The organism is Brucella haematophila (assembly GCF_005938105.1).
Classification (GTDB): domain Bacteria; phylum Pseudomonadota; class Alphaproteobacteria; order Rhizobiales; family Rhizobiaceae; genus Brucella; species Brucella haematophila.
In genome coordinates, this window is sequence record NZ_VCPE01000014.1 from 73,041 (window position 1) to 93,432 (window position 20,392).

A 20,392-nucleotide genomic window follows, 5' to 3' on the forward strand; every position below is an offset into this window, starting at 1 on the left:
GCAGTAGGGGAATAAGGGAATAGGGGAGTATGTGGCCGTGAAGATTTCGTTTTTCCTATTCCCCTACTCACCTATTCCCCTACTCCCCTAACTCCAATGATCGGCCTGTCGTTCCGGCGCAATAATCCGACTATTCTGCGTGGACCGCGCATTTATCTGCGCGAGCCCATGATGGGCGATTTTGCGGGCTGGTCCAATTTGCGTGAGCAAAGCCGGGCCTTTCTGTCTCCATGGGAGCCGACCTGGCCCGACGACGATCTGACGAAAAGCGCCTTCCGCTACCGGATGCGGCGTTTTCAGGAAGAAATTTCTGCCGGAACCGGCTATCCTTTCTTCATTTTCCGCAACAGCGACAACCGCATTCTCGGCGGTATCACGCTCGGCAATATCCGCCGCGGAGTAGGACAGAACGGCATGATCGGCTATTGGAGCGGCGCTCCTTTCGCGGGCAAAGGCTATATGACAGAGGCACTGTCTCTGGTTATCCCCTTTGCATTCGACCAACTGCGGTTGCACAGGGTTGAAGCTGCCTGTATTCCCCATAATGTACGTTCGGTCCGGCTTCTCGAAAAAGCCGGATTTCAGAGAGAAGGACTGTTGCGCTCCTATCTCAAGATAAATGGCTTCTGGCAGGACCACCTGCTGTTTGCCCTCATAGAAAGCGACAAACGTATGTTGGATAGCCGCATGATCAATGGCAAGGTTGAACGCTCGTGAGGGGTCTTTCTGAAAAGCTTTTCCAGAACGCCGCGCGTTTTCTCGCGCTGATCGTCCTTCTGGCCTTTTCGACCGTCCATGCGTCTGCCGTCGAACCGATCAAGATATCCAAGGACGACACCGCCCTTGATCTGTCGCGCGCCGTTGAACTTATCCGCAACAAGGGTGAAAGCGTTCAGGTTTCCACCGCGCCCGGCCCCGATGGCATCGTGCGCCGCATCGAAGTGCAGGCCGACCAGAACAGCAATGCATCCGGCGACTGGGCTGCTTTCTCCATCGCCAATCCGACCGACCAGCAGATCGACCGCCTGATCGTCGCGCCGCATTTCCGTCTCGTCGGTTCCGGCATCATCTGGCCTGATCTCGGCTCGCCGCGTATTGCGTCGATCACCCCCAGCGAAGGCTTTGCGCTCGACCGCCAGCCAAGCGCCGACGCGGATGTGTTCCGCATCACGATCAATCCGGGCAGCGTCGTCACCTTCGTCGCCGAGCTTTCCTCGCATAATCTGCCGCAGCTCTACCTGTGGGAACCGGAAGCCTACAAGGACACCGTCAATTCCTACACGCTCTATCGCGGCATCCTGCTTGGCATTTCAGGCCTGCTGGCGCTGTTTCTGACCATTCTTTTCGTCGTCAAGGGCACCTCGTTGTTCCCCGCCACGGCAGCGCTGGCCTGGGCGGTTCTCGCCTATATCTGCGTCGATTTCGGGTTCTGGAACAAGCTGATGGAAATCACGCCCGGAAACGAACAGATATGGCGGGCGGGCACAGAGGTGGCGCTGGCCGCGTCGCTGGTGATTTTCCTCTTCGCCTATCTCAACCTCAACCGCTGGCACGACCATTTCAGCTATGGCGCGGTGACATGGGTTCTGGGCTTGCTGGCGCTTGCTGGCGTTGCGGTTTTTGATCCACCCATCGCTTCGGGCATTGCCCGTATTTCGCTCGCACTCACCGTCGTTTCCGGCGTCGCAATCATCGGCTATCTCGCGGTGAAGGGATATGACCGGGCGGTCATGCTGATACCCGCCTGGCTTCTCACATTAATATGGCTGCTCGGCGCATGGATGGCCGTCACCGGTCGCCTCGATAATGACATTGTCCAACCGGCGCTTGGCGGCGGCCTCGTTCTCATCGTGCTTCTGATCGGCTTTACCGTCATGCAGCACGCCTTTGCAGGCGGCGCGCTCCAGCAAGGGCTGCTGTCCGACATGGAACGGCAGGCGCTCGCCGTCATCGGTGCGGGCGATATCGTCTGGGACTGGGATGTGCCGCGCGACCGCGTGGTCACGACGCCGGACATCGCCAACCAGCTCGGCAATACGGCAAGCAGTTTGCAGGGTCCGGTGCGCAACTGGCTGCCGGTCATGCATTCCGACGACCGTGATCGTTTCCGCTCGACGCTCGACGCCATTCTGGAAAACCGTCGCGGACGCATCGGCCAGATCTTCCGCCTGCGCGCCAATGACGGCCATTACCATTGGTATGCGCTGCGTGCCCGTCCGGTGATCGGTTCGGATGGCGAAGTCGTGCGTTGCGTCGGCACGCTGGTCAACGTGACCGAACAGAAGAAAGCCGAAGAGCGTCTGCTGCACGATGCCGTACACGACAATCTGACCGGCCTGCCCAATCGCGAGCTTTTCCTCGACCGTCTGAGCAATGTGATGAACATGGCGCGCGGCGAGAACAATCTGCACCCGACCGTGTTCATGATCGATATCGACCGCTTCAAGCAGGTCAATGATAGTCTGGGCATGTCGGCGGGCGACACGATCCTTCTGACCATTTCGCGCCGGCTGGCCCGCCTGATGAAGCCACAGGACACGCTGTCGCGTCTGTCTTCCGACCAGTTCGGTTTGCTGCTTGCCTCCGAAAGCGATCCGGGTCGCATCGCAGCCTTTGCGGAAGCGCTGCGTCAGGCCACCCGCGCGCCGATTGCCTATGCCAAGCGCGAGATCGTTCTGACTGCCTCTGTCGGCCTCATCACCTGGACGAAAACCGCAACCACGGCGGAAGATTTCGTGAAGGATGCGGAACTGGCCATGTATCAGGCCAAGCGCTTTGGCGGCGACCGGATTGAGCCGTTCCGCCCGGCTTTCCGCGCCATCGGCAGCGACAAGCTGCAGCTTGAATCCGATCTGCGCCGCGCACTTGAACGTGATGAAATCAGCATGGCCTACCAGCCAATCGTCAAGCTCGACGAAGGCACCATCGCCGGTTTCGAAGCGCTGATGCGCTGGGAACATCCGCGCCGTGGCGCAATCTCTCCGTCGGAATTCATTCCGATTGCCGAGAATTCCGGCCTGATCGTGCAGCTTGGCCTTTTTGCGATACAGCGCGCCGCCGAAGACCTGTTCGCCTGGCAGGAACAGTTCCCGAAGCTCGACCTGTTCGTCTCGGTCAACCTGTCTTCCACGCAACTGATCCGGCAGGATCTCATCAACGATGTCCGCTCCGTGCTGTCGCGTATTCACCTCAATCCGGGCAGCCTGAAGCTGGAACTGACCGAATCCGTCCTCATGGAAAATCCAGAGCAGTCAGCCCATGTGCTGGCCCGCCTCAAGACCATGGGGATTGGCCTGTCGCTGGATGATTTCGGCACCGGCTATTCGTCGCTCGCCTATCTGACGCGCTTCCCGTTCGACATCATCAAGATCGACCGCTCCTTCGTGAAGGGTGACCAACCACAGAAGACCACTCTGCTGCGTTCCATCGTCAGCATGGCGCATGATCTGGGTCTGGCGGTGGTGACGGAAGGTGTGGAGAGCGAAAGCGATGCGCTCCAGCTTCGCCAGATGGGCTGCGAATATGTGCAGAGCTTCATGTTCGGCCAGCCGACCAGCCGCGAAGATGCCACCCGCATGATCAAGGAACAGCTGGAAGCAGCGGCGGCGTGATACGCCTACAAGGCAAATCCACCTTTTGAAGGATCAGATCACGGCCTTCTTTCGCGGCAATGATCGCGCCCGGATTTGGTATACCCGCGGTTTAAGAAACTGCTTTCTGACGACGACATTTCAGATCAAAGGTCTCGTATAATCTCGACACGAAATTTTACTTAAGTTTTACGGTCATAGTTCCATTGATTATACGTATATCGAATCTTTCGGCCACCTCATCTCCGACGATTTGCCTGTCATCAATATACAGGTAACCACCTTCTTGAAAGAAAGCCGCTCCAAATCCTGCAAGCCCAACCATTATCAGCTTTCCTTTGTTCTCGATCGGATTTCGTTGATTATCGGTCACTCTGAATATAAATTTCACATTAACAGGCGGCCCGCTGGTAAAGTCTATTGGAAACCTATTGTCATAAGCAGATATTTTTAATGACGCATCATATACATTGCTATCATAAATCTCTTCTTTATCATCCAGAGACTGGCCTATATAAAACTTAAAAATGGGTGGTTTTTCATTAATCACTACTGTAGAAAATGACATATTTGGTGAAGTAATTTCAATTTTTGAATTGTTCATGACAGATATATCTGTATTCAGAAGCTCCATAGTATAACTATCATTTATGTTTCCATAAACATTCATTTTCAATTTTGAATTATCTTTTAACCTAATAGATCCACATAAATACAATTTCTGATTTGTATTTATTTCTATATAGCTAATTGATTTTGCTTCAATATCACCAGATTCTAAAATAAAAAAACCAATAAATATTTTTAGGATGCCATCATTATGAGTATTTATCCATCCATTAAATTGTTGAAAGTTAGTTTTTGCAACTTCATCGCCATAACGTAAGCACAGTGTTCCATGTAATATTTCAACTGACGGTTTTTCCCAACTTATGGTACTCATATTTCCTTGCGCAAGAAGATTCAATTCACCATCCATATTAACAGTTAATGATCCCTGATCTAATTCGAACGGGAAATCCGAACAATCGACAAATGTCTGACCAGCATATGTATCGTCAAATACATTACCACCATACATATCCCATGGGAAATCACTCATTAAAATCTCCATAATATTGTTTAAATAACATTGATACTATATTAATAATGTAAATACTTTAAAACTGGCACTTTTTGCAGCAATATTCTATCTCACAAGAAGATGATGGGCTGAAGCTGTTGAAGCCCAAGCCACTCTTATCGGAGGGGAGAAAATAGAGACCGCCGACCCGAGAAAGCGCTCGTCGCTGGATGATTTCGGCACCGGCTATTCGTCGCTCGCCAATCTGGCGCGCTTCCCGTTCGACATCATCAAGATCGACCACTCCTTCGTGAAGGGTGACCAACCGCGAAGAGGCACCCGCATGATCAAGGAACAGCTGGAAGCAGCGGCGGCGTGAAGTTAGGGGAATAGGGGAATAGGGGAATAGGGGAATAGGGGAATAGGGGAATAGGGGAATAGGGGAATAGGGGAATAGGGGAATAGGGGAATAGGGGAATAAAAACCGAATCAGATGAGCTGAAGCAAGTCCTTTTGACCTACTCCCTTACTGCCCTATTCCCCTACTCCCTTACCTCACGCATGTCCCGCATCGGAAACCAGCCGCGACATGTCGATGCCCATATGCATCATGAGGCGCGAATATTTGCCTTCGATGTCGCTGTCGAAAAGCATGTCGAGCGGCGCATCGCAGCATAGCCAGCCATTGTCGGCCAGCTCGGCTTCAAGCTGCCCCGGCGCCCAGCCGGAATAACCCAGCGCCATCAAAACCTGCGCCGGACCCTTGCCGCCATAAATAGCGCGCAGAATATCGACCGTTGCGGTCAGGCAGACCTCTTCAGAAACCGGCATGGTGGAATCGACCATGTAATCGTCGGAATGCAGCACAAAGCCGCGCGTGCGATCCACCGGCCCGCCGTTGCGCACCATCATATGCTGTGTGCGCTCGGGCAGTATAATCAGCTCATCCTCGTCAATCACGCCAATCTGGCGCAGAATATCCGGGAACCCGATCGGCTGAAGCTGGTTGATGATGAAGCCCATCGCGCCCTCATCGGAATGGGCGCAGATATAGACCACCGACCGGGCAAAACGCTCGTCACTCATGCCGGGCATGGCAAGCAGGAATTGCCCGTTCAAGAACCCCTGCTCCTGGTTTGGCTTACGCATCGTGGTCATGTTGATGAAGGTAGCAAGCCTGTAGAAAATAACAATGGGCGTCGCAAATTTGTCTTCAAAGGACGCAAAAATATAATTGCTCCCAACAATGTTGGACTTGAAGCAACCATGATTTCATTTCATTTTTAAGTCATGAAAACACGCTTGAACATTCTCGCTCTCGGCTTGCTGGCAGCCTCGGCTTTGCCAGCGTACGCTTCGACCTCCGCCTGGACGGAAACCCCCGGCGGGCGTGTGCGCGTCATCATTGAGGATGGTACGGTTTCGGCTGAAGCCGGGCCTGGGCGCGAGATACGCGGCGCGTTGCAGATCGAGTTGCAGCCGGGATGGAAAACCTACTGGCGCAATCCGGGCGATGCTGGTGTGCCGCCACAGATCAATCTCGATGGAAACGCCAACGCCCAGATCGATTATCCCGCGCCGGTGCGGTTCGGTGGTGACGACGATGGCATCGGCTATAAGAAGCCGGTTTCTCTGCCCATCATCTTCAAGCTGCAGCCCAATGACACCCGCCTCAAGGGCCATGCCTTTCTCGGCGTTTGCGAACATATCTGCATTCCCGTGCAGGCAGAGTTCGACTTCCCCGTGAGTGAAAGCGCTGAATCCGCCGAGCCGCAGGCTATTGCTGCGCGCACCATCGTGGAAACAGCCTTCGGGCGTCTTCCTGCAACCGCTTCTCCCACTTTCGGTGTCAGTGCCGTGAAGCGTGATGAGGAAACCGCAATCTTCACATTGGCCGTGCCGGACCCGAAAGCGCCTGCCGAGCTTTTTGTCGCCAGCGACAAGCTTCGCCTCTCCGATCCGGTCGCCTCCGATGGCCACAACTTCACTATAAAAGTCAAGGGTGATGCGCGGTATGCAACCGTCGACTACACCATCGTGCAGAATGGCAAGGCAGTGTCAGGACAGGTCACACTCGACTGATCCCGGCGATTTCTGCTTCGCCTGAAGCGGCTGCCCATCCTCCCCTATTTTGATGGCGACATCAGCGTTTTGAAATTGTCGAGCGCCCCGTTATCGGTTTAACTGTCGCGGCTCGCGCTTCGCGGCGCGGCAACGACAGTTTTAAAATCAGGCAGCGGACCAGACGGCAATTTGTCCCCTGCCCTCAGGAGAAAACAGATGACGATCAAAGTTGGCGACACGCTTCCCGCAGCAACCTTCAAGGTCAAGACTGCGGACGGCGTCAAGGAAGTGACGACCGACGAAGTCTTCAAGGGCAAGAAGGTCGTTCTCTTTGCCGTTCCGGGCGCTTTCACGCCGACCTGCAGCCTCAACCATCTGCCGGGCTATCTCGACAATCGCGATGCCATCCTCGCCAAGGGTGTGGACCAGATCGCCGTGATCGCCGTCAACGACGCCTTCGTGATGGGCGCATGGGCGCAGAGCACCGGCGGCGAAGGCAAGATCCTCTATCTCGCTGACGGTTCGGCTACCTTCACCAAGGCAGCAGGCCTTGAACTCGACGCAACCGCCGGCGGTCTTGGCATTCGCTCCAAGCGCTATTCGGCCATTGTCGAAGACGGTGTGGTCAAGACGCTCAATATCGAAGAACAGGCCGGTCAGGCCGTCACTTCGGCTGCTGCCGGAATTCTCGAACAGCTTTGATCAAATTCAAAAAGGGCGGTGAAAACCGCCCTTTTCTCATACCCAAAACATCGTTTTACCCGGCGCTTATTGCACCTTCAGCGATTTGCGACCGCCATATTTGAACGGCTCCATACCGGCGCGAGCCAACTCGTCGGCCCGTTCGTTTTCCGGATGACCGGCATGGCCCTTGACCCAATGCCAATTGACCTTGTGCGGCTTGCGCGCCTCATCCAGCAACTGCCATAGCTCGGCATTCTTCACCGGCTTCTTGGCTGCCGTTTTCCAGCCATTGCGCTTCCAGCCTTCAATCCAGCCGGAAATACCGTCGCGGACATAGACCGAGTCCGTATAGAGATCGACTTCGCAAGGTTCTTTGAGCGCAGATAGCGCAGAAATCGCCGCCATCAACTCCATACGGTTGTTGGTGGTGTCGGCCTCGCCGCCCTTCAGCTCTTTCTCGTTGCCGTTCCAGCGCAGCACCACGCCCCAGCCGCCGGGGCCGGGATTACCTGAGCAGGCGCCATCGGTGTAAGCCTCGATCTGCTTCACGCATCCGCTCCCTGCGGTTCCAGCCCATATTCAGCAGCCGAGACAATCTGGCGATGGAAGCGCATCTTGCGCACATATTCCATCGGGTCTTTCTTCATGACGAAGCTGCCATCGGGAACGGTCAGCCAGTCATAAAGCCGCGTCAGCATGAAGCGCATTGCAGCGCCGCGCGAGAGAACAGGCAGCGCATCGGCTTCCGCCGTCGAAAGCGGACGGATCGACGTGTAACCACGCAAAAGGGCAGCGCCCTTGGTGCGATTGTAGGAAAAGTCCTTTTCGAAGCACCATGCATTCAGGCAGATGGCGACGTCATAGGCCAGAATATCCGTGCAGGCGAAATAGAAATCGATGAAGCCCGACAGCTTGTCGCCGAGGAAAAACACATTGTCCGGGAACAGATCGGCATGGATCACGCCTTGCGGCAGATCGGCAGGCCAGTTCTTTTCCAGAAAATCGAGGTCGGCTTCCGCCTCCTCGACCAGACCCGGCTCGACCGTGTCTGCGCGCTCGCGCGACAGGTCCCAAAGCGGACGCCAGTCGGACAGCGTAAGCCCGTTGCGGCGGCGCATGGCGAAATCCTCGCCAGCAAGATGCATGCGCGCCAGCCCCTCACCCACAGCCTCGCAATGGGCGACGGTTGGCTTGCGCATCCACATGCCTTCGAGGAATGTGACAATGGCCGCCGGACGCCCGGCAAGCTCGCCAATCGTCTCGCCGTCGCTGCGCACCACCGGCTGCGGGCAATCCACGCCATGCCGGGCCAGATGCTGCATCAGGCCCAGAAAGAACGGCAGGTCTTCGCGGTTGGTGCGCTTTTCATAAAGCGTCAGAATGAAGGAGCCGGATGTCGTGTGCAGGAGATAGTTGGAATTCTCGACACCCTCGGCAATGCCCTTATAGGAAGTCAGCGTGCCGATATCGTATTGCTGCAGGAATGCGCCAAGTTCGATCTCATTGATATCAGTATAGACGGCCATGCCGCTTATTTCCCCTATATGACCTTGGGCATTATCTTAGGCATGATCTGCGGTGCCAGCTTCGGAATGCCGGCAACCCTGTTCTCGCCATTGACGAATGCCATATCCTGCACCGTCAGTTCCACATCGCGAATTTCACGATTCACAAGGAAGTTCTCGGTTTCCACTGCCGTTTCCGCCAGTTCGATGCGCACATCGAAACGGTCGCGGAACGATGCGATGATTTCATCGACGATGATTTCCGGTGCGGAGGCACCTGCCGAAAGACCGACAACGGAAATATCGCCGATCTTGTCCCACTCGATATCGGCGGCGCGCTGCACCAGCATGGACATGCGTGCGCCCGCCTTCTCCGCCACTTCGACCAGACGTTTCGAATTGGACGAATTCGGTGCACCGACGATCAGGAACAGGTCGCAGCCCGGTGCTGCCGCGCGCACCGCATCCTGACGGTTGGTGGTGGCATAGCAGATCGATTCCGCAGCCGGGGCCGAAAGATTGGGGAATCGCGCCTGCAATTCCTCGATAATGCCTGCCGTATCATCCACCGAGAGCGTCGTCTGCGTGACGAAGCCGAGATTATCCTCATCGGCAAAATGGCAGCTGCGGGCATCCTCGACCGTCTCGATCAGCGTAACCGCGCCCTCCGGCAACTGGCCCATCGTGCCGATGACTTCCGGATGGCCGGAATGACCGATCAAAATCACATGGCGTCCAAGCCGCTGATGGCGCATGGCCTGCTTGTGCACCTTGGAAACCAGCGGGCAGGTCGCATCCAGATAGAAGAGGTTCTTCGATTCCGCATCGGCAGGCACCGATTTCGGCACGCCATGGGCCGAGAAAACCACTGGCTGATCGCGATGCTCCGCCGGGATTTCATCAAGCTCTTCGACAAAGATTGCGCCGCGCGATTGCAGCCCTTCGACCACATAGCGGTTATGCACGATCTCATGGCGGACATAGACCGGTGCACCATATTTCTTCAGCGCCAGCACGACGATCTGGATCGCCCGGTCGACACCGGCGCAAAAGCCGCGCGGACCGCAAAGGCGGATTTCCAGTGGGGGGCGCTGATCGGTCATGAAGAAGCTCGCGGGTTCGGCGTGACTAAAATCTAAGGTCTGTAGACACGGAGTTGGGCCGCAACGCGGCGAAAGTCAACCCCTACTGGTCTTTCGATAGCGCCATAGCCACGTTCCAACAACCCCTAGCAGCGCCAGTGCGAGACCATACCAGGTCACGGCATATTGCAGATGATTGTTGGGAAATTCGATGATCGTCACACCGCCAATGGGCAGGCCGCCCGGATTGGGCTTGTTGTCCGCGTCGATAAAAAACGGCACGACCTGATTGATATCCGGCAGATCGGCGCTTTCCGCCATTGCCGCCCAGTCCTTCCAGAAGAAGATATTCTTGGCGATATCGTTATTCGGCAGGAAGAAACCCGGTTTCGCCGACAGCGGATCACGCGCCAGCCCGGTGATGCTCACCGGCCCGTCGAGCTGCCCATCCGCACGGGTGGCCGGATCCTTCTTCTCATAGGGAACGAAGCCGCGATTGACCAGCACGAAGCGGCCATCTTCCAGCATCAGCGGCGTATAGACATTGTAGCCCGCAGCGCCTTCATAGGTGGACAGAAAATGCCGCTCCCCCTGATGCATGAAAGTGCCCGACACCGTAACCGGCAGATATTCGACCGTGCCCTTTTCCTTGTAGAGCTTTTCCATATCCGCCAGCGACAAGGGCGGTTCCTTGATGCGCTCATTGGTGGAAGCAATCAGCGCCTCCTTCCAGAACAGCCGCTCTACCTGCCAGGTGCCAAGGGCCAGAAGGATGATCAGCGCGATGCCGGACGCGATGACAACGCCCCACGGAAAACGGCGGGAAACCTGACGCTCTGTCATTCTTTCGTATCCGGCTGGTTGTCGGCCTTTGTTTGTATCGTGCCGGGGGCAGCCTTATTACGATATTGCATATTGATCAGAATACCCTTCATCCATCGCATGGCGACAAGGCTGAGGATGATCGCCAGCGGCACCCACAGGATGAAATGCACCCAGAGCGGCGGGCCGACATTGACTTCCATCCATAGCGCCAGTCCGACAACAATGAAGCCGATAATCAGGATCACGAAGGCCGCTGGACCGTCGCCGGAATCCGCGAAGGAATAATCCAGCCCGCAGGAATTGCAGCGCGGCGCGACCGTCAGGAAACCATTGAAGAGCTTGCCCTCGCCGCAACGCGGGCAGCGCCCGGCAATACCGCTTTTGATGGGATCAACCGGCGGATAGAGATTGGCATCAGGCATAGCGCGCTCCTTCATTTCAATACTGCTCCAGACAAGCAAAAGGCGGCCATGTTGCCAAGGCCGCCTCGAAATTCAGATTACGGCCAATTAGCCGCCATGCATCGGCGCGCCCCAGCCACCCCAGACATAGATGGCGAAGAACAGGAACAGCCAGACCACGTCAACGAAGTGCCAATACCAGGCAGCAGCTTCGAAACCGAAATGCTGCTTAGGCGTGAAATCGCCACCGATTGCGCGGAACAGGCAGACCAGCAAAAAGATCGTGCCCACGATCACGTGGAAACCGTGGAAGCCGGTGGCCATGAAGAAGGTCGCGCCGTAGATCGAGTCCTTGAACGCGAACGGAGCGTGCATGTATTCATAGGCCTGCACGAACGAGAACAGAATGCCGAGCACCACGGTGATTGCGAGGCCGGTGATCATGCCCTTGCGGTCGTTATGCAGCAGCGCATGGTGCGACCAGGTCAGGGTCGTGCCCGACAGAAGCAGGATCACGGTGTTGTAGAGCGGCAGGTGAAGCGGATCGAGAACCTCAATGCCCTTCGGAGGCCAGACACCGCCCGTAAATGTGGCGCGTGCTACCTGATGCACTTCGTTCGGGAAAAGGCTTGCATCGAAAAACGCCCAGAACCATGCCACGAAGAACATGACTTCCGAGGCGATGAACATGATCATGCCATAGCGCAGATGCAGCGACACGACACGGGTGTGATGACCCTCATGCGCTTCCTTGATCGTGTCCGACCACCAGCCGAACATGCAATACAGCACGATTGCGAGGCCGATGAAGAAAAGCCACGGCGTTACGAGGTTGTGCCCGAAGAATGGCAGCTCACTCGAATTGATGTAACGCATCCAGGCGATGCCGCCGATTGCGAGCACAAAAGCGCCCATCGAGCTCAGGAACGGCCAAGGGCTGGGCGCTATAATGTGATAATCGTGGTTCTTCTCGTGTACGTCCGCCATGTCTCTCCCCGTAATCCCCTGAGGGGCTCCTCTCTCGTGCCTGCCTGCTGAAATCCGTCAAGGGACACACGCAAGCGCGACTATGTTTTGCGTCAGATGGCTCCCTGACCAGATGCCGCATACCGTCAATCATCAAGCGGTTTTATCGACGGTCCGAATCCGACAATAAAACCAGTCGTCGTATTTGTCTTTGCGGCATTATGTGCCGCATCGAAACTCGTGTCCCTTTATCCCCCGCTGCTCGTCGCAGCTTCGGTCTTCGTCGCCGGCTTCGCGTCAGCAACCGGCTTCGGCTTTTCGATCGGGAAAAAGGTGTATGAAAGCGTGATGGTCTTCACATCCTTCAGATCGGGATCGTTGACGATCTCCGGATCGACGAAGAAAACCACCGGCATTTCCATGTCTTCGCCCGGCTTCAGCGTGGTATCCGTGAAGCAGAAGCACTGGACCTTGTTGAAATAAGCGCCTGCGCGGCCCGGCGAAACATTGAAGCTCGCCCGGCCAAACGTCGTCTGGTCGAACAGGTTGCGCCCTTCATATTTGATCATGGAGGTTTCGCCGATACGCACCGTCACTTCGCGCTGCACCGGCTTGAAATCCCAAGGCAGGCCATTGGCCGTATTGGCGTCGAAACGCACCTTGATCGTCCTGTCGAGGATCGTATCAGAATATTGTTCGACACGCTGGGTGGTGCCGCCATAACCCGTGACTTGACAGAAGAGCGTGTAAAGCGGAACAGACGCATAGGCTGCGCCGATCATGCAAACGAAGAAAGACACGCAGGCAATCGCAATGGTCCGGTTGGAACGCTGCTGCCGCTTGAGCTTTTCGTCTTTATCCTGCTGATCTGCCATGGTCTCCTCCCAGTTTCCCTCCCGAAACAGCCTAACCCCAACTGTTTGTCAGAGCGGCCGTACCAGAACATTGGCACCCAGTTTCGCTATCGTACCGACATAGACGAGCAGCACGAACAGCGCCAAGGCAATTGCCAGTCCCCAGGACCGGTTGCGCTGGGCTTTCTTCTGCTGTTCGGTCGGTACGACCAGTTCCAGCTTCTCATGAACCGGCTTTTCTACCGTCTTATCCATTACAACACTCCAAAGGCATGAAGCGCCTTAAACGTCAGTGCCTCAACCAGCATAACCGCGAACAGGCCCGACAGATACACCAGCGAAAAGCGAAACAGCTTGCGCGCGGCCACCAGCATGGCGGGCTGCGATGCGGCCATCCACATGCGCCAGGCATAGTAAACAAAGGCTCCGCCCAGCAGCACCGATACAGCGCCGTAGACCGGGCCTGCAAAACCCATCACCCATGGCAATACGCCCACCGGCGCCATGAGCAGCGTATAGAACATCGCCTGACGGCGCGTCGAAAGCTCGCCCTTCACATTCGGCATCATCGGAATGCGCGCAGCTTCGTAATCATTGGTCGAGAACAGCGACAGCGCCCAGAAATGCGGCGGCGTCCATAGGAAAATGATCATGAACAGCACGACGCTGTCCCAGGTGATCTCGCCCGTTGCCGCAGCCCAGCCGATCATGGGCGGGAACGCGCCTGCCGCACCGCCAATGACGATATTCTGCGGCGTCGAACGCTTGAGCCACATCGTATAGATGACGGCATAGAAGAAGATGGTGAAGGCCAGAAGCGCTGCCGACAGCCAGTTGACCATCAGGCCGAGCGTCAGGACCGAGAAGACCGACAACGTCAGGCCGAAAGCCAGAACCTGATTGGGCGCAATCACACCGGCCGGAATCGGGCGGTTACGGGTACGCTTCATCACCGCGTCGATATCAGCGTCATACCACATGTTCAGCGCACCGGACGCGCCAGCGCCGACTGCGATGCACAGAATGCTGATGGCAGCCAGAACAGGGTTCATCGTGCCCGGCGCAAGGACAAGCCCGACCAGGCCCGTGAACACCACAAGGGACATCACGCGCGGCTTCAGCAGAACCAGATAGTCCCGCGCCGTTGCCTCCGAGAACGCGGCTGCGTCATTCGGGCCTGAAACGCTTACGTTTTTTTCCACCAGCGACATTAGACTTCAATAACCTCAAATTCACCGGTCCGACCACCGCATCTTGTTCGATGCAGTTCGACAACCAACACAACCTGTCCCTCCCGGAGAACATTCGTTCCTGCCGGAAATGCCGTGCAATTGTCGGCAGGCCAAACCTGCCAGTACGGTCATAACGCGATGGGCGGAACAGAATGTCGCCCGCCTTTAGCACAATTTGTTGGAAAGGGCGAAGTCTTTTGCAGACCTCGCCCTTCGCACGATTACTTGATGCGCGGCAGCTGTTCCCACTGGTGGTACGGCGGCGGAGAAGGAAGCTGCCATTCCAGCGTGGTTGCGCCTTCGCCCCATGGGTTTGCACCTGCTTCACGCTTCTTCGCGAATGCCTCGAAGACATTGTAGAGGAAGATCAGCACGGCAAAGCCCGAAATATAGGAACCGTAGGACGACACCATGTTCCAGCCCGCATAGGCATCCGGATAGTCGATGTAACGGCGCGGCATGCCAGCGAGACCGAGGAAATGCTGCGGGAAGAAAATCAGGTTCACGCCAATGAAGGTGACCCAGAAATGCAGCTTCGCGGTGAACTCGTTATACATGTAACCGCTCATCTTCGGGAACCAGTAGTACCAGCCCGCAAAGATCGCGAAGACAGCGCCGAGCGACAGAACGTAATGGAAGTGCGCCACAACGTAATAGGTGTCGTGCAGTGCACGGTCGAGACCGGCATTGGCGAGCTGAACGCCCGTCACACCACCGACCGTGAACAGGAAGATGAAGCCGATAGCCCACAGCATCGGTGCGCGGAAGGTGATCGAACCGCCCCACATGGTCGCGATCCATGAGAAGATCTTGATACCTGTGGGAACCGCGATGACCATCGTGGCGAACACGAAATAGCGCTGCGTGTCGAGCGACAGGCCGACCGTGTACATATGGTGCGCCCAAACCACGAAGCCGACGACACCAATCGCGACCATGGCGTAGGCCATGCCGAGATAACCGAAGATCGGCTTGCGCGAGAAGGTCGACACGATGTGGCTGACGATACCGAAGCCCGGCAAAATCAGGATGTACACTTCCGGGTGACCGAAGAACCAGAACAGATGCTGGTAGAGGATCGGATCACCACCGCCATCCGGCGCGAAGAAGGTCGTGCCGAAGTTGCGGTCGGTGAGCAGCATGGTGATGCCGCCTGCCAGAACCGGCAGCGAAAGCAGAAGCAGGAACGCCGTCACGAGAACAGCCCAGGCGAAAAGCGGCATCTTGTGCAGCGTCATGCCCGGAGCGCGCATGTTCAGGATCGTGGTGATGAAGTTGATCGCACCGAGGATCGACGACGCACCGGAAATGTGCAGCGCCAGAATGGCGAAATCGATTGCCGGGCCAGGCTGACCGCTCGTCGAAAGCGGCGGATACAGCGTCCAGCCGCCACCAGGACCCCAGCCGCCAGGTGCCGAAGGCATGAACAGCGAGATCAGAAGCAGCGTCAGCGCAGGCGGCAGAAGCCAGAACGAAATGTTGTTCATGCGCGGGAACGCCATGTCCGGCGCGCCGATCATCAGCGGCACCATCCAGTTGGCGAAACCACCGATCAGCGCAGGCATAACCATGAAGAAGATCATGACCAGTGCGTGCGCCGAGGTGAACACGTTGAACATCTGCTTGCCGGCATCAAGCGCGGCATCGCCCTCAACACCGTAGACCATGGACGCAAGGCCATGGAAAATCTGAATGCCCGGTTCCTGAAGCTCGGCGCGCATCGCAATAGACAGTGCGCCGCCGATGATACCGGCGATGATTGCGAAGATCAGGTACAGGGTACCGATGTCTTTATGATTGGTCGAGTATACCCAACGAACCCAGCCGTGCGGCTTGTGGTCGTCGTGGGCACCATGCTCGTGAGCTGCTGTGCCAGCCATGGAATTCGCTCCCGTTTTTCAACAGTTTGGCGTTCGGGATCAGAGACCCGCCGCAGCCACTTTATTGTTTTCACCACCTTCGACGGCAGCTTGCAGCGCCTTGTTCGCACCGTTCAGATCCGAACCCGCAGCGGCGAGCCAGGTCTGATACTGGTCTTTCGAGACAACGCGCACGGCGATTGGCATGAACCCGTGATCCTTGCCGCAAAGCTCGGAGCACTGACCGTAATAGAGGCCTTCTTTTTCAGCCTTGAACCAGATTTCGTTGATACGGCCAGGAACGGCGTCCATCTTTACGCCGAAGGCAGGAATGGTCCAGGAATGGATCACGTCGGCGGCAGTCACCAGAAGGCGAACGCTTTCACCGACCGGAACAACCACTTCATTGTCGACGGCCAGAAGGCGCGGATAGCGGGACTTATCCTCTTTGCCCGCAGCGGCGCGATCGCCATCCTTCAACAGAAGGGCATCGAAGCTGACCGGATTGTCGACCTGATATTCATAGCCCCAGTACCACTGGTAGCCGGTCGCCTTGATCGTCAGGGACGGGTCTTCCGGCGAATATTGCGCGGTCAGAAGCTGGAACGACGGCACAGCCAGGAACAAAAGAATGATCACAGGACCGACGGTCCAGATCACTTCGATCATCGTATTGTGGCTGGTCTTCGACGGTTCCGGATTAACGCTCGCCCGGAAGCGAAGCACAACGATCACCAGCAACGCCAGAACCAGCAACGTAACCGGAATAATGAACCAGAGCGTGTAGCGCTCAAACCAATGAATCTGCTCGGCAATACCCGTTGCAGCGTCCTGAAATCTCCATTCCCATGGACGCGGCTGATCCGCCAAAGCGGCACCGGTCATCCACAGCACTGCAAGAGCACCAACGACGGCGCCCTTCGTTGTGGCAACAATCTTATCCACCAGAACTCTCTCCCTTTTCGCCCTTTCAGGCTGGACGCCGGACGCAAATGACGGCCGCATCCCCCGTCGGCGTTCAAATCACACCTTAACGCACACCGCAAGGAAGGCGAATATGTTCCTGTGCGGCATTTTTGCGCGCAGCTTTTGCCCGCCGACAGAACCGCTCCCAATTCCGCCCGGATTTCTAACCGTATGACAGCGCATCCGTAAACCGGCAAAAACTTGGGAAAAACCTACAAATCCCATAATGAAGCCATGATTTGAAAAGAGGTTCTGCCGCACGTGCTACGTGACAATCGATCCAACAGGCGATATCACCGTTGCGATGACGGCTTTAATTGACGATGACTGATAATCGCGTCTCTGATTGCTTTTCATGGCTGATGCTGCGCGTTAACGTCCCACTGATTCGATCAGGGATTCGATCTGGAGATTTCATGACTGTCCGCATGCTTGCCAACCGCCCGATTCTTCAGCGCCTGATGGCTCTTGCCGCTGGTGTTAGCCTGTCGCTTGCCGCCGCGACCTTGCCGTCTGCCGCGCAGGACACGCCCGCGCCGTTGCAGACACCGGATCAGGCCCCGGCTGCGCAGTCGCAGGCCGCCCCGACCAACCCGCAGCAGAGCGGCAAGCTGAAGTCGCAGCACGGCGCATGGGCTGTGCTCTGCGATACGCCTGCCGGCGCCAAGACCGAGCAATGCGCGCTGATCCAGAACGTGGTTGCCGCCAAGCGCCCGGAACTTGGCCTTTCGGTCGTGGTTCTGAAGACCGCCGATAACAAGGCGCGCATTCTTCGCGTGCTGGCCCCGCTCGGCGTTCTGCTGCCAAACGGCCTCGGTCTCAATGTCGACGGCAAGGATATTGGTCGCGCCTATTTCGTGCGCTGCTTCGAAGACGGCTGCTATGCAGAAGTCATTCTCGAAGACGAACTTCTGAAGACGCTGCGTTCCGGCAAAGCCGCAACCTTCATCGTCTTCCAGACCCCGGAAGAAGGCGTCGGCATTCCGGTGGATCTGAAGGGATTTGGTGAAGGCTTCGACGCCCTCCCTTGATTCACGCTCTAGTGGCCTGCAAATGGCGTTTTTCTGCGCTTCCGGTGCTCACGTACCTTTAAGTACGCTTCGCTCAGGTTCTCGAAACCCACCATTTTCGGCTCACTATAGCCTGAATCTCCCAGCCCACCGCTGACTTGTGGTTGTTCTCAACCGTTTTAAGGCTTACATCCTGCAGCAGACACATGCTGCGGGATTTGTTTTATGAAAAGCCTGATCGACAGTTTCGATACCGGACGTGACGATATCGAACGCCTCGTTGCCGCGAGCCTCAAGGGCAGCGACGACGGCGAACTCTTCATCGAATATCGCGAAGCTGAAGCGCTCGTTTTCGACAATGGCCGCCTCAAGACCGGTTCCTTCAATCAGGATCAAGGTTTCGGCCTGCGCTCGGTTGCCGGAGAAGCCATTGGCTACGCCCATGCGGGCGATCTTTCGATGGCCGCGCTGAAACGCGCCTCCGATGCGGTTTCTGCAACCATCAAGGGCTATGGCGGCACCTACGCCGCAGCACCTGCGGGAACCAATCGCCACCTCTATACCGACGAAAACCCGATTGGCTCTCCGACCTTCGATGCGAAAGTGCAGCTTTTGCAGCAGATCGATGGCTATCTGCGCGCCAAAGACCCGAAGGTCCGTCAGGTGTCCGTCTCGCTCGCCGGTTCGTGGCAGCAGGTTGAAATCCTGCGCGCTGACGGACATTTCGTGCGCGATATCCGCCCCATGGTGCGTCTTACCGTATCGGTCGTGGCAGGCAGCGGCGACCGTCAGGAATCCGGCTCGCATACGCTGGGCGGGCGCAAGGGTTTTGGCGAATTCATCACCGTTGAAAGCTGGCAGCATGCCGCCGACGAAGCTCTGCGGCAGGCGCTGGTCAATCTGGAAGCGATCCCTGCCCCGGCAGGCACATTCGACATTGTTCTCGCCAATGGATGGCCGGGCGTCATGCTGCATGAAGCGGTCGGCCATGGCCTCGAAGGCGATTTCAACCGCAAGAAAACCTCGGCCTTTGCCGGACTGCTCGGCCAGCAAGTGGCGTCCAAGGGTGTCACGGTCGTGGATGACGGCACGATTGCCGAGCGTCGCGGTTCGCTGACCATCGACGATGAAGGCACGCCGACCAATCGCACGGTGCTGATCGATGACGGCAAGCTGGTCAATTACATGCAGGACCGCCAGAATGCGCGCCTGATGGGCATGGAGGCAACCGGCAACGGACGCCGCGAATCCTATGCCCATGCGCCGATGCCGCGCATGACCAACACCTACATGCTCTCGGGCGACAAGACGCCGGAAGAGATCATCGCCTCCATGAAGAAAGGCATTTATGCCGTTTCGTTCGGCGGCGGACAGGTGGACATCACCTCCGGCAAGTTCGTGTTCGGCTGCACGGAAGCCTATATGATCGAGGACGGCAAGGTTGCCGCGCCGATCAAGGGCGCCATGCTGATCGGCAATGGTCCCGATGCCATGCAGCGCATTTCGATGATCGGCAACGACATGAAACTCGATACCGGCAGCGGCAATTGCGGCAAGGGCGGCCAGTGGGTTCCCGTCGGGGTTGGCCAGCCGCATCTGCGCATGGATCAGGTCACTGTGGGCGGCACGGCGGTCTGATAGATCGCCGTTTCGCAACGAAAGTTCAGCGCATTTGAAAATCTGCACCGAAGGCGTTTATAAGTATCTCCGAAGGCTTATAGACAATATAGGCTGATCTGGAGATGCATATGCCTGGTTCTTCATACGACTGGACGGGAAAGCAGCCCGACAAGCGCAACCGGCAGAAGCGCATGCTCATCATCACGGCGATCACGATGGGAGCGCTCATTCTGCTGTTGGGGCTTGTGGACGGGCTTTTGATCCTGCTCGGTTAATGGTGCCCGTTTACGAAATCGACTGTGCAGGTGTAACAACGCCGGACGAACTCTGGCGACGCTATCTTGCCGTGGTCCCGGCGCAGGATGCGCAATCCTTCGGCTATACGCTCGATTCTTTCTGGGATGCGGTGCAATGGCAGGGGCCGGGCTGGCCCGGCGAATGCGAGCTTGTGTTCAAAAACACAGAAGCGTTGAGCGAATTGCGCACGCGCGGAGGCAAGCCTTTTCTGGAAGCCTTCAGGCGGCTGGTGCATGACACCAGCCGCATTTCGATAAGGCTAGCTTAGCACTACAGTTGCAAATTCGTCAGGCCGCGGCGAAACGAGTGATTTTCGAGCACCGGAGCACAGGAAATTGCTCGTTGCAGACCGGCATCACGAAGAATGCGACTGT

Annotated in this window: 21 protein-coding genes and 1 pseudogene; 9 read left to right on the forward strand and 13 right to left on the reverse strand. The window is 56.8% G+C overall.

Annotated features, from left to right (window positions below; all coding sequences use genetic code 11):
- Nucleotides 1–96 precede the first annotated feature (96 nt).
- Together FGI60_RS19270 and FGI60_RS19275 are read left to right on the forward strand one after the other, a co-directional pair.
- A complete protein-coding gene (locus tag FGI60_RS19270) occupies nucleotides 97–717 on the forward strand; it encodes a GNAT family N-acetyltransferase (RefSeq protein WP_078338083.1) in 621 nt (206 codons plus the stop codon).
- Nucleotides 714–3,611, forward strand: a complete 2,898-nt coding sequence (locus tag FGI60_RS19275; RefSeq protein ID WP_138786560.1) for a sensor domain-containing phosphodiesterase — start codon at nucleotides 714–716, stop codon at nucleotides 3,609–3,611. The genes FGI60_RS19270 and FGI60_RS19275 overlap by 4 nt, the downstream gene beginning before the upstream one ends.
- A 157-nt stretch (nucleotides 3,612–3,768) precedes the next feature.
- On the opposite strand, the gene FGI60_RS19280 is transcribed toward FGI60_RS19275, so the two are convergent.
- Nucleotides 3,769–4,692: a hypothetical protein gene (locus FGI60_RS19280; RefSeq protein WP_138786561.1), complete on the reverse strand. Its 924-nt coding sequence runs from the start codon at nucleotides 4,690–4,692 to the stop codon at nucleotides 3,769–3,771.
- Between the two features lie 184 nt (nucleotides 4,693–4,876).
- On the opposite strand from FGI60_RS19280, the pseudogene FGI60_RS26685 reads away from it, so the two are divergent.
- A pseudogene (locus tag FGI60_RS26685) lies at nucleotides 4,877–4,993 on the forward strand (EAL domain-containing protein); the annotation flags it as partial.
- A gap of 215 nt (nucleotides 4,994–5,208) precedes the next feature.
- Here FGI60_RS26685 and FGI60_RS19295 read toward each other — a convergent pair.
- Nucleotides 5,209–5,811 carry a YqgE/AlgH family protein gene (locus FGI60_RS19295; RefSeq protein ID WP_138786562.1) on the reverse strand — a complete coding sequence of 201 codons (603 nt, stop codon included), beginning with the start codon at nucleotides 5,809–5,811 and terminating at the stop codon, nucleotides 5,209–5,211.
- 132 nt (nucleotides 5,812–5,943) lie between these two features.
- On the opposite strand from FGI60_RS19295, the gene FGI60_RS19300 reads away from it, so the two are divergent.
- Together FGI60_RS19300 and FGI60_RS19305 are read left to right on the forward strand one after the other, a co-directional pair.
- Nucleotides 5,944–6,735, forward strand: a complete 792-nt coding sequence (locus tag FGI60_RS19300) for a protein-disulfide reductase DsbD domain-containing protein (RefSeq protein WP_138786563.1) — start codon at nucleotides 5,944–5,946, stop codon at nucleotides 6,733–6,735.
- A 198-nt stretch (nucleotides 6,736–6,933) separates the two neighbouring features.
- The gene (locus FGI60_RS19305; RefSeq protein ID WP_078338080.1) at nucleotides 6,934–7,419 is read left to right on the forward strand and encodes a peroxiredoxin; all 486 of its coding nucleotides are present in this window, start codon (nucleotides 6,934–6,936) and stop codon (nucleotides 7,417–7,419) included.
- Nucleotides 7,420–7,485: 66 nt separating this feature from the next.
- Here the strand turns inward: FGI60_RS19305 and rnhA are convergent, their stop codons facing one another.
- The 11 genes from rnhA to coxB form a co-directional block, all read right to left on the reverse strand.
- Entirely contained in the window at nucleotides 7,486–7,950 is a 465-nt protein-coding gene (gene rnhA / locus FGI60_RS19310) for a ribonuclease HI (protein WP_078338079.1), read from the reverse strand.
- Nucleotides 7,947–8,927, reverse strand: coding sequence for a homoserine kinase (locus tag FGI60_RS19315; RefSeq protein WP_138786564.1), 981 nt, complete (start codon nucleotides 8,925–8,927; stop codon nucleotides 7,947–7,949). Before FGI60_RS19315 ends, rnhA begins: the two co-directional genes overlap by 4 nt.
- A gap of 14 nt (nucleotides 8,928–8,941) precedes the next feature.
- Nucleotides 8,942–10,009, reverse strand: coding sequence for a 4-hydroxy-3-methylbut-2-enyl diphosphate reductase (gene ispH, locus FGI60_RS19320; protein WP_078338077.1), 1,068 nt, complete (start codon nucleotides 10,007–10,009; stop codon nucleotides 8,942–8,944).
- A gap of 75 nt (nucleotides 10,010–10,084) precedes the next feature.
- A complete protein-coding gene (locus FGI60_RS19325) occupies nucleotides 10,085–10,831 on the reverse strand; it encodes an SURF1 family protein (RefSeq protein WP_138786565.1) in 747 nt (248 codons plus the stop codon).
- The gene (locus tag FGI60_RS19330; RefSeq protein WP_138786639.1) at nucleotides 10,828–11,235 is read right to left on the reverse strand and encodes a DUF983 domain-containing protein; all 408 of its coding nucleotides are present in this window, start codon (nucleotides 11,233–11,235) and stop codon (nucleotides 10,828–10,830) included. Before FGI60_RS19330 ends, FGI60_RS19325 begins: the two co-directional genes overlap by 4 nt.
- 87 nt (nucleotides 11,236–11,322) lie before the next feature.
- A complete protein-coding gene (locus FGI60_RS19335) occupies nucleotides 11,323–12,201 on the reverse strand; it encodes a cytochrome c oxidase subunit 3 (RefSeq protein WP_138786566.1) in 879 nt (292 codons plus the stop codon).
- Nucleotides 12,202–12,428: 227 nt separating this feature from the next.
- Nucleotides 12,429–13,055, reverse strand: coding sequence for a cytochrome c oxidase assembly protein (locus FGI60_RS19340; RefSeq protein WP_138786567.1), 627 nt, complete (start codon nucleotides 13,053–13,055; stop codon nucleotides 12,429–12,431).
- 48 nt (nucleotides 13,056–13,103) lie between these two features.
- Nucleotides 13,104–13,289, reverse strand: a complete 186-nt coding sequence (locus tag FGI60_RS19345; protein ID WP_138786568.1) for a hypothetical protein — start codon at nucleotides 13,287–13,289, stop codon at nucleotides 13,104–13,106.
- The gene (locus tag FGI60_RS19350) at nucleotides 13,289–14,245 is read right to left on the reverse strand and encodes a heme o synthase (RefSeq protein WP_138786569.1); all 957 of its coding nucleotides are present in this window, start codon (nucleotides 14,243–14,245) and stop codon (nucleotides 13,289–13,291) included. Before FGI60_RS19350 ends, FGI60_RS19345 begins: the two co-directional genes overlap by 1 nt.
- A 242-nt stretch (nucleotides 14,246–14,487) precedes the next feature.
- Complete coding sequence (gene ctaD / locus FGI60_RS19355) at nucleotides 14,488–16,146, reverse strand: cytochrome c oxidase subunit I (RefSeq protein WP_078338071.1); 1,659 nt, start codon at nucleotides 16,144–16,146, stop codon at nucleotides 14,488–14,490.
- A gap of 39 nt (nucleotides 16,147–16,185) precedes the next feature.
- Nucleotides 16,186–17,070, reverse strand: coding sequence for a cytochrome c oxidase subunit II (gene coxB, locus FGI60_RS19360; RefSeq protein WP_138786570.1), 885 nt, complete (start codon nucleotides 17,068–17,070; stop codon nucleotides 16,186–16,188).
- Between the two features lie 437 nt (nucleotides 17,071–17,507).
- Here coxB and FGI60_RS19365 point away from each other — a divergent pair, with 437 nt between their 5' ends.
- The 4 genes from FGI60_RS19365 (at nucleotide 17,508) to FGI60_RS19375 (ending at nucleotide 20,286) form a co-directional block, all read left to right on the forward strand.
- The gene (locus FGI60_RS19365) at nucleotides 17,508–18,122 is read left to right on the forward strand and encodes an invasion associated locus B family protein (RefSeq protein ID WP_078338069.1); all 615 of its coding nucleotides are present in this window, start codon (nucleotides 17,508–17,510) and stop codon (nucleotides 18,120–18,122) included.
- 204 nt (nucleotides 18,123–18,326) lie between these two features.
- Nucleotides 18,327–19,739: a metalloprotease TldD gene (gene tldD / locus FGI60_RS19370; protein WP_078338068.1), complete on the forward strand. Its 1,413-nt coding sequence runs from the start codon at nucleotides 18,327–18,329 to the stop codon at nucleotides 19,737–19,739.
- A 110-nt stretch (nucleotides 19,740–19,849) separates the two neighbouring features.
- Nucleotides 19,850–19,996, forward strand: a complete 147-nt coding sequence (locus FGI60_RS26330; protein WP_162762698.1) for a hypothetical protein — start codon at nucleotides 19,850–19,852, stop codon at nucleotides 19,994–19,996.
- Entirely contained in the window at nucleotides 19,996–20,286 is a 291-nt protein-coding gene (locus FGI60_RS19375) for a hypothetical protein (protein WP_138786571.1), read from the forward strand. The genes FGI60_RS26330 and FGI60_RS19375 overlap by 1 nt, the downstream gene beginning before the upstream one ends.
- Nucleotides 20,287–20,392 lie beyond the last annotated feature (106 nt).

Excerpts from the sequence above, each read along its gene's own strand:
- FGI60_RS19270 (WP_078338083.1), top strand. The coding sequence starts at position 97 with ATGATCGGCCTGTCGTTCCGGCGCAATAATCCGACTATTCTGCGTGGA.
- FGI60_RS19280 (WP_138786561.1), bottom strand. The coding sequence starts at position 4,692 with ATGAGTGATTTCCCATGGGATATGTATGGTGGTAATGTATTTGACGAT.
- FGI60_RS19295 (WP_138786562.1), bottom strand. The coding sequence starts at position 5,811 with ATGACCACGATGCGTAAGCCAAACCAGGAGCAGGGGTTCTTGAACGGG.
- FGI60_RS19300 (WP_138786563.1), top strand. The coding sequence starts at position 5,944 with ATGAAAACACGCTTGAACATTCTCGCTCTCGGCTTGCTGGCAGCCTCG.
- FGI60_RS19305 (WP_078338080.1), top strand. The coding sequence starts at position 6,934 with ATGACGATCAAAGTTGGCGACACGCTTCCCGCAGCAACCTTCAAGGTC.
- FGI60_RS19315 (WP_138786564.1), bottom strand. The coding sequence starts at position 8,927 with ATGGCCGTCTATACTGATATCAATGAGATCGAACTTGGCGCATTCCTG.
- ispH (WP_078338077.1), bottom strand. The coding sequence starts at position 10,009 with ATGACCGATCAGCGCCCCCCACTGGAAATCCGCCTTTGCGGTCCGCGC.
- FGI60_RS19325 (WP_138786565.1), bottom strand. The coding sequence starts at position 10,831 with ATGACAGAGCGTCAGGTTTCCCGCCGTTTTCCGTGGGGCGTTGTCATC.
- FGI60_RS19330 (WP_138786639.1), bottom strand. The coding sequence starts at position 11,235 with ATGCCTGATGCCAATCTCTATCCGCCGGTTGATCCCATCAAAAGCGGT.
- FGI60_RS19335 (WP_138786566.1), bottom strand. The coding sequence starts at position 12,201 with ATGGCGGACGTACACGAGAAGAACCACGATTATCACATTATAGCGCCC.
- FGI60_RS19340 (WP_138786567.1), bottom strand. The coding sequence starts at position 13,055 with ATGGCAGATCAGCAGGATAAAGACGAAAAGCTCAAGCGGCAGCAGCGT.
- FGI60_RS19345 (WP_138786568.1), bottom strand. The coding sequence starts at position 13,289 with ATGGATAAGACGGTAGAAAAGCCGGTTCATGAGAAGCTGGAACTGGTC.
- FGI60_RS19350 (WP_138786569.1), bottom strand. The coding sequence starts at position 14,245 with ATGTCGCTGGTGGAAAAAAACGTAAGCGTTTCAGGCCCGAATGACGCA.
- ctaD (WP_078338071.1), bottom strand. The coding sequence starts at position 16,146 with ATGGCTGGCACAGCAGCTCACGAGCATGGTGCCCACGACGACCACAAG.
- FGI60_RS19365 (WP_078338069.1), top strand. The coding sequence starts at position 17,508 with ATGACTGTCCGCATGCTTGCCAACCGCCCGATTCTTCAGCGCCTGATG.
- tldD (WP_078338068.1), top strand. The coding sequence starts at position 18,327 with ATGAAAAGCCTGATCGACAGTTTCGATACCGGACGTGACGATATCGAA.
- FGI60_RS26330 (WP_162762698.1), top strand. The coding sequence starts at position 19,850 with ATGCCTGGTTCTTCATACGACTGGACGGGAAAGCAGCCCGACAAGCGC.
- FGI60_RS19375 (WP_138786571.1), top strand. The coding sequence starts at position 19,996 with ATGGTGCCCGTTTACGAAATCGACTGTGCAGGTGTAACAACGCCGGAC.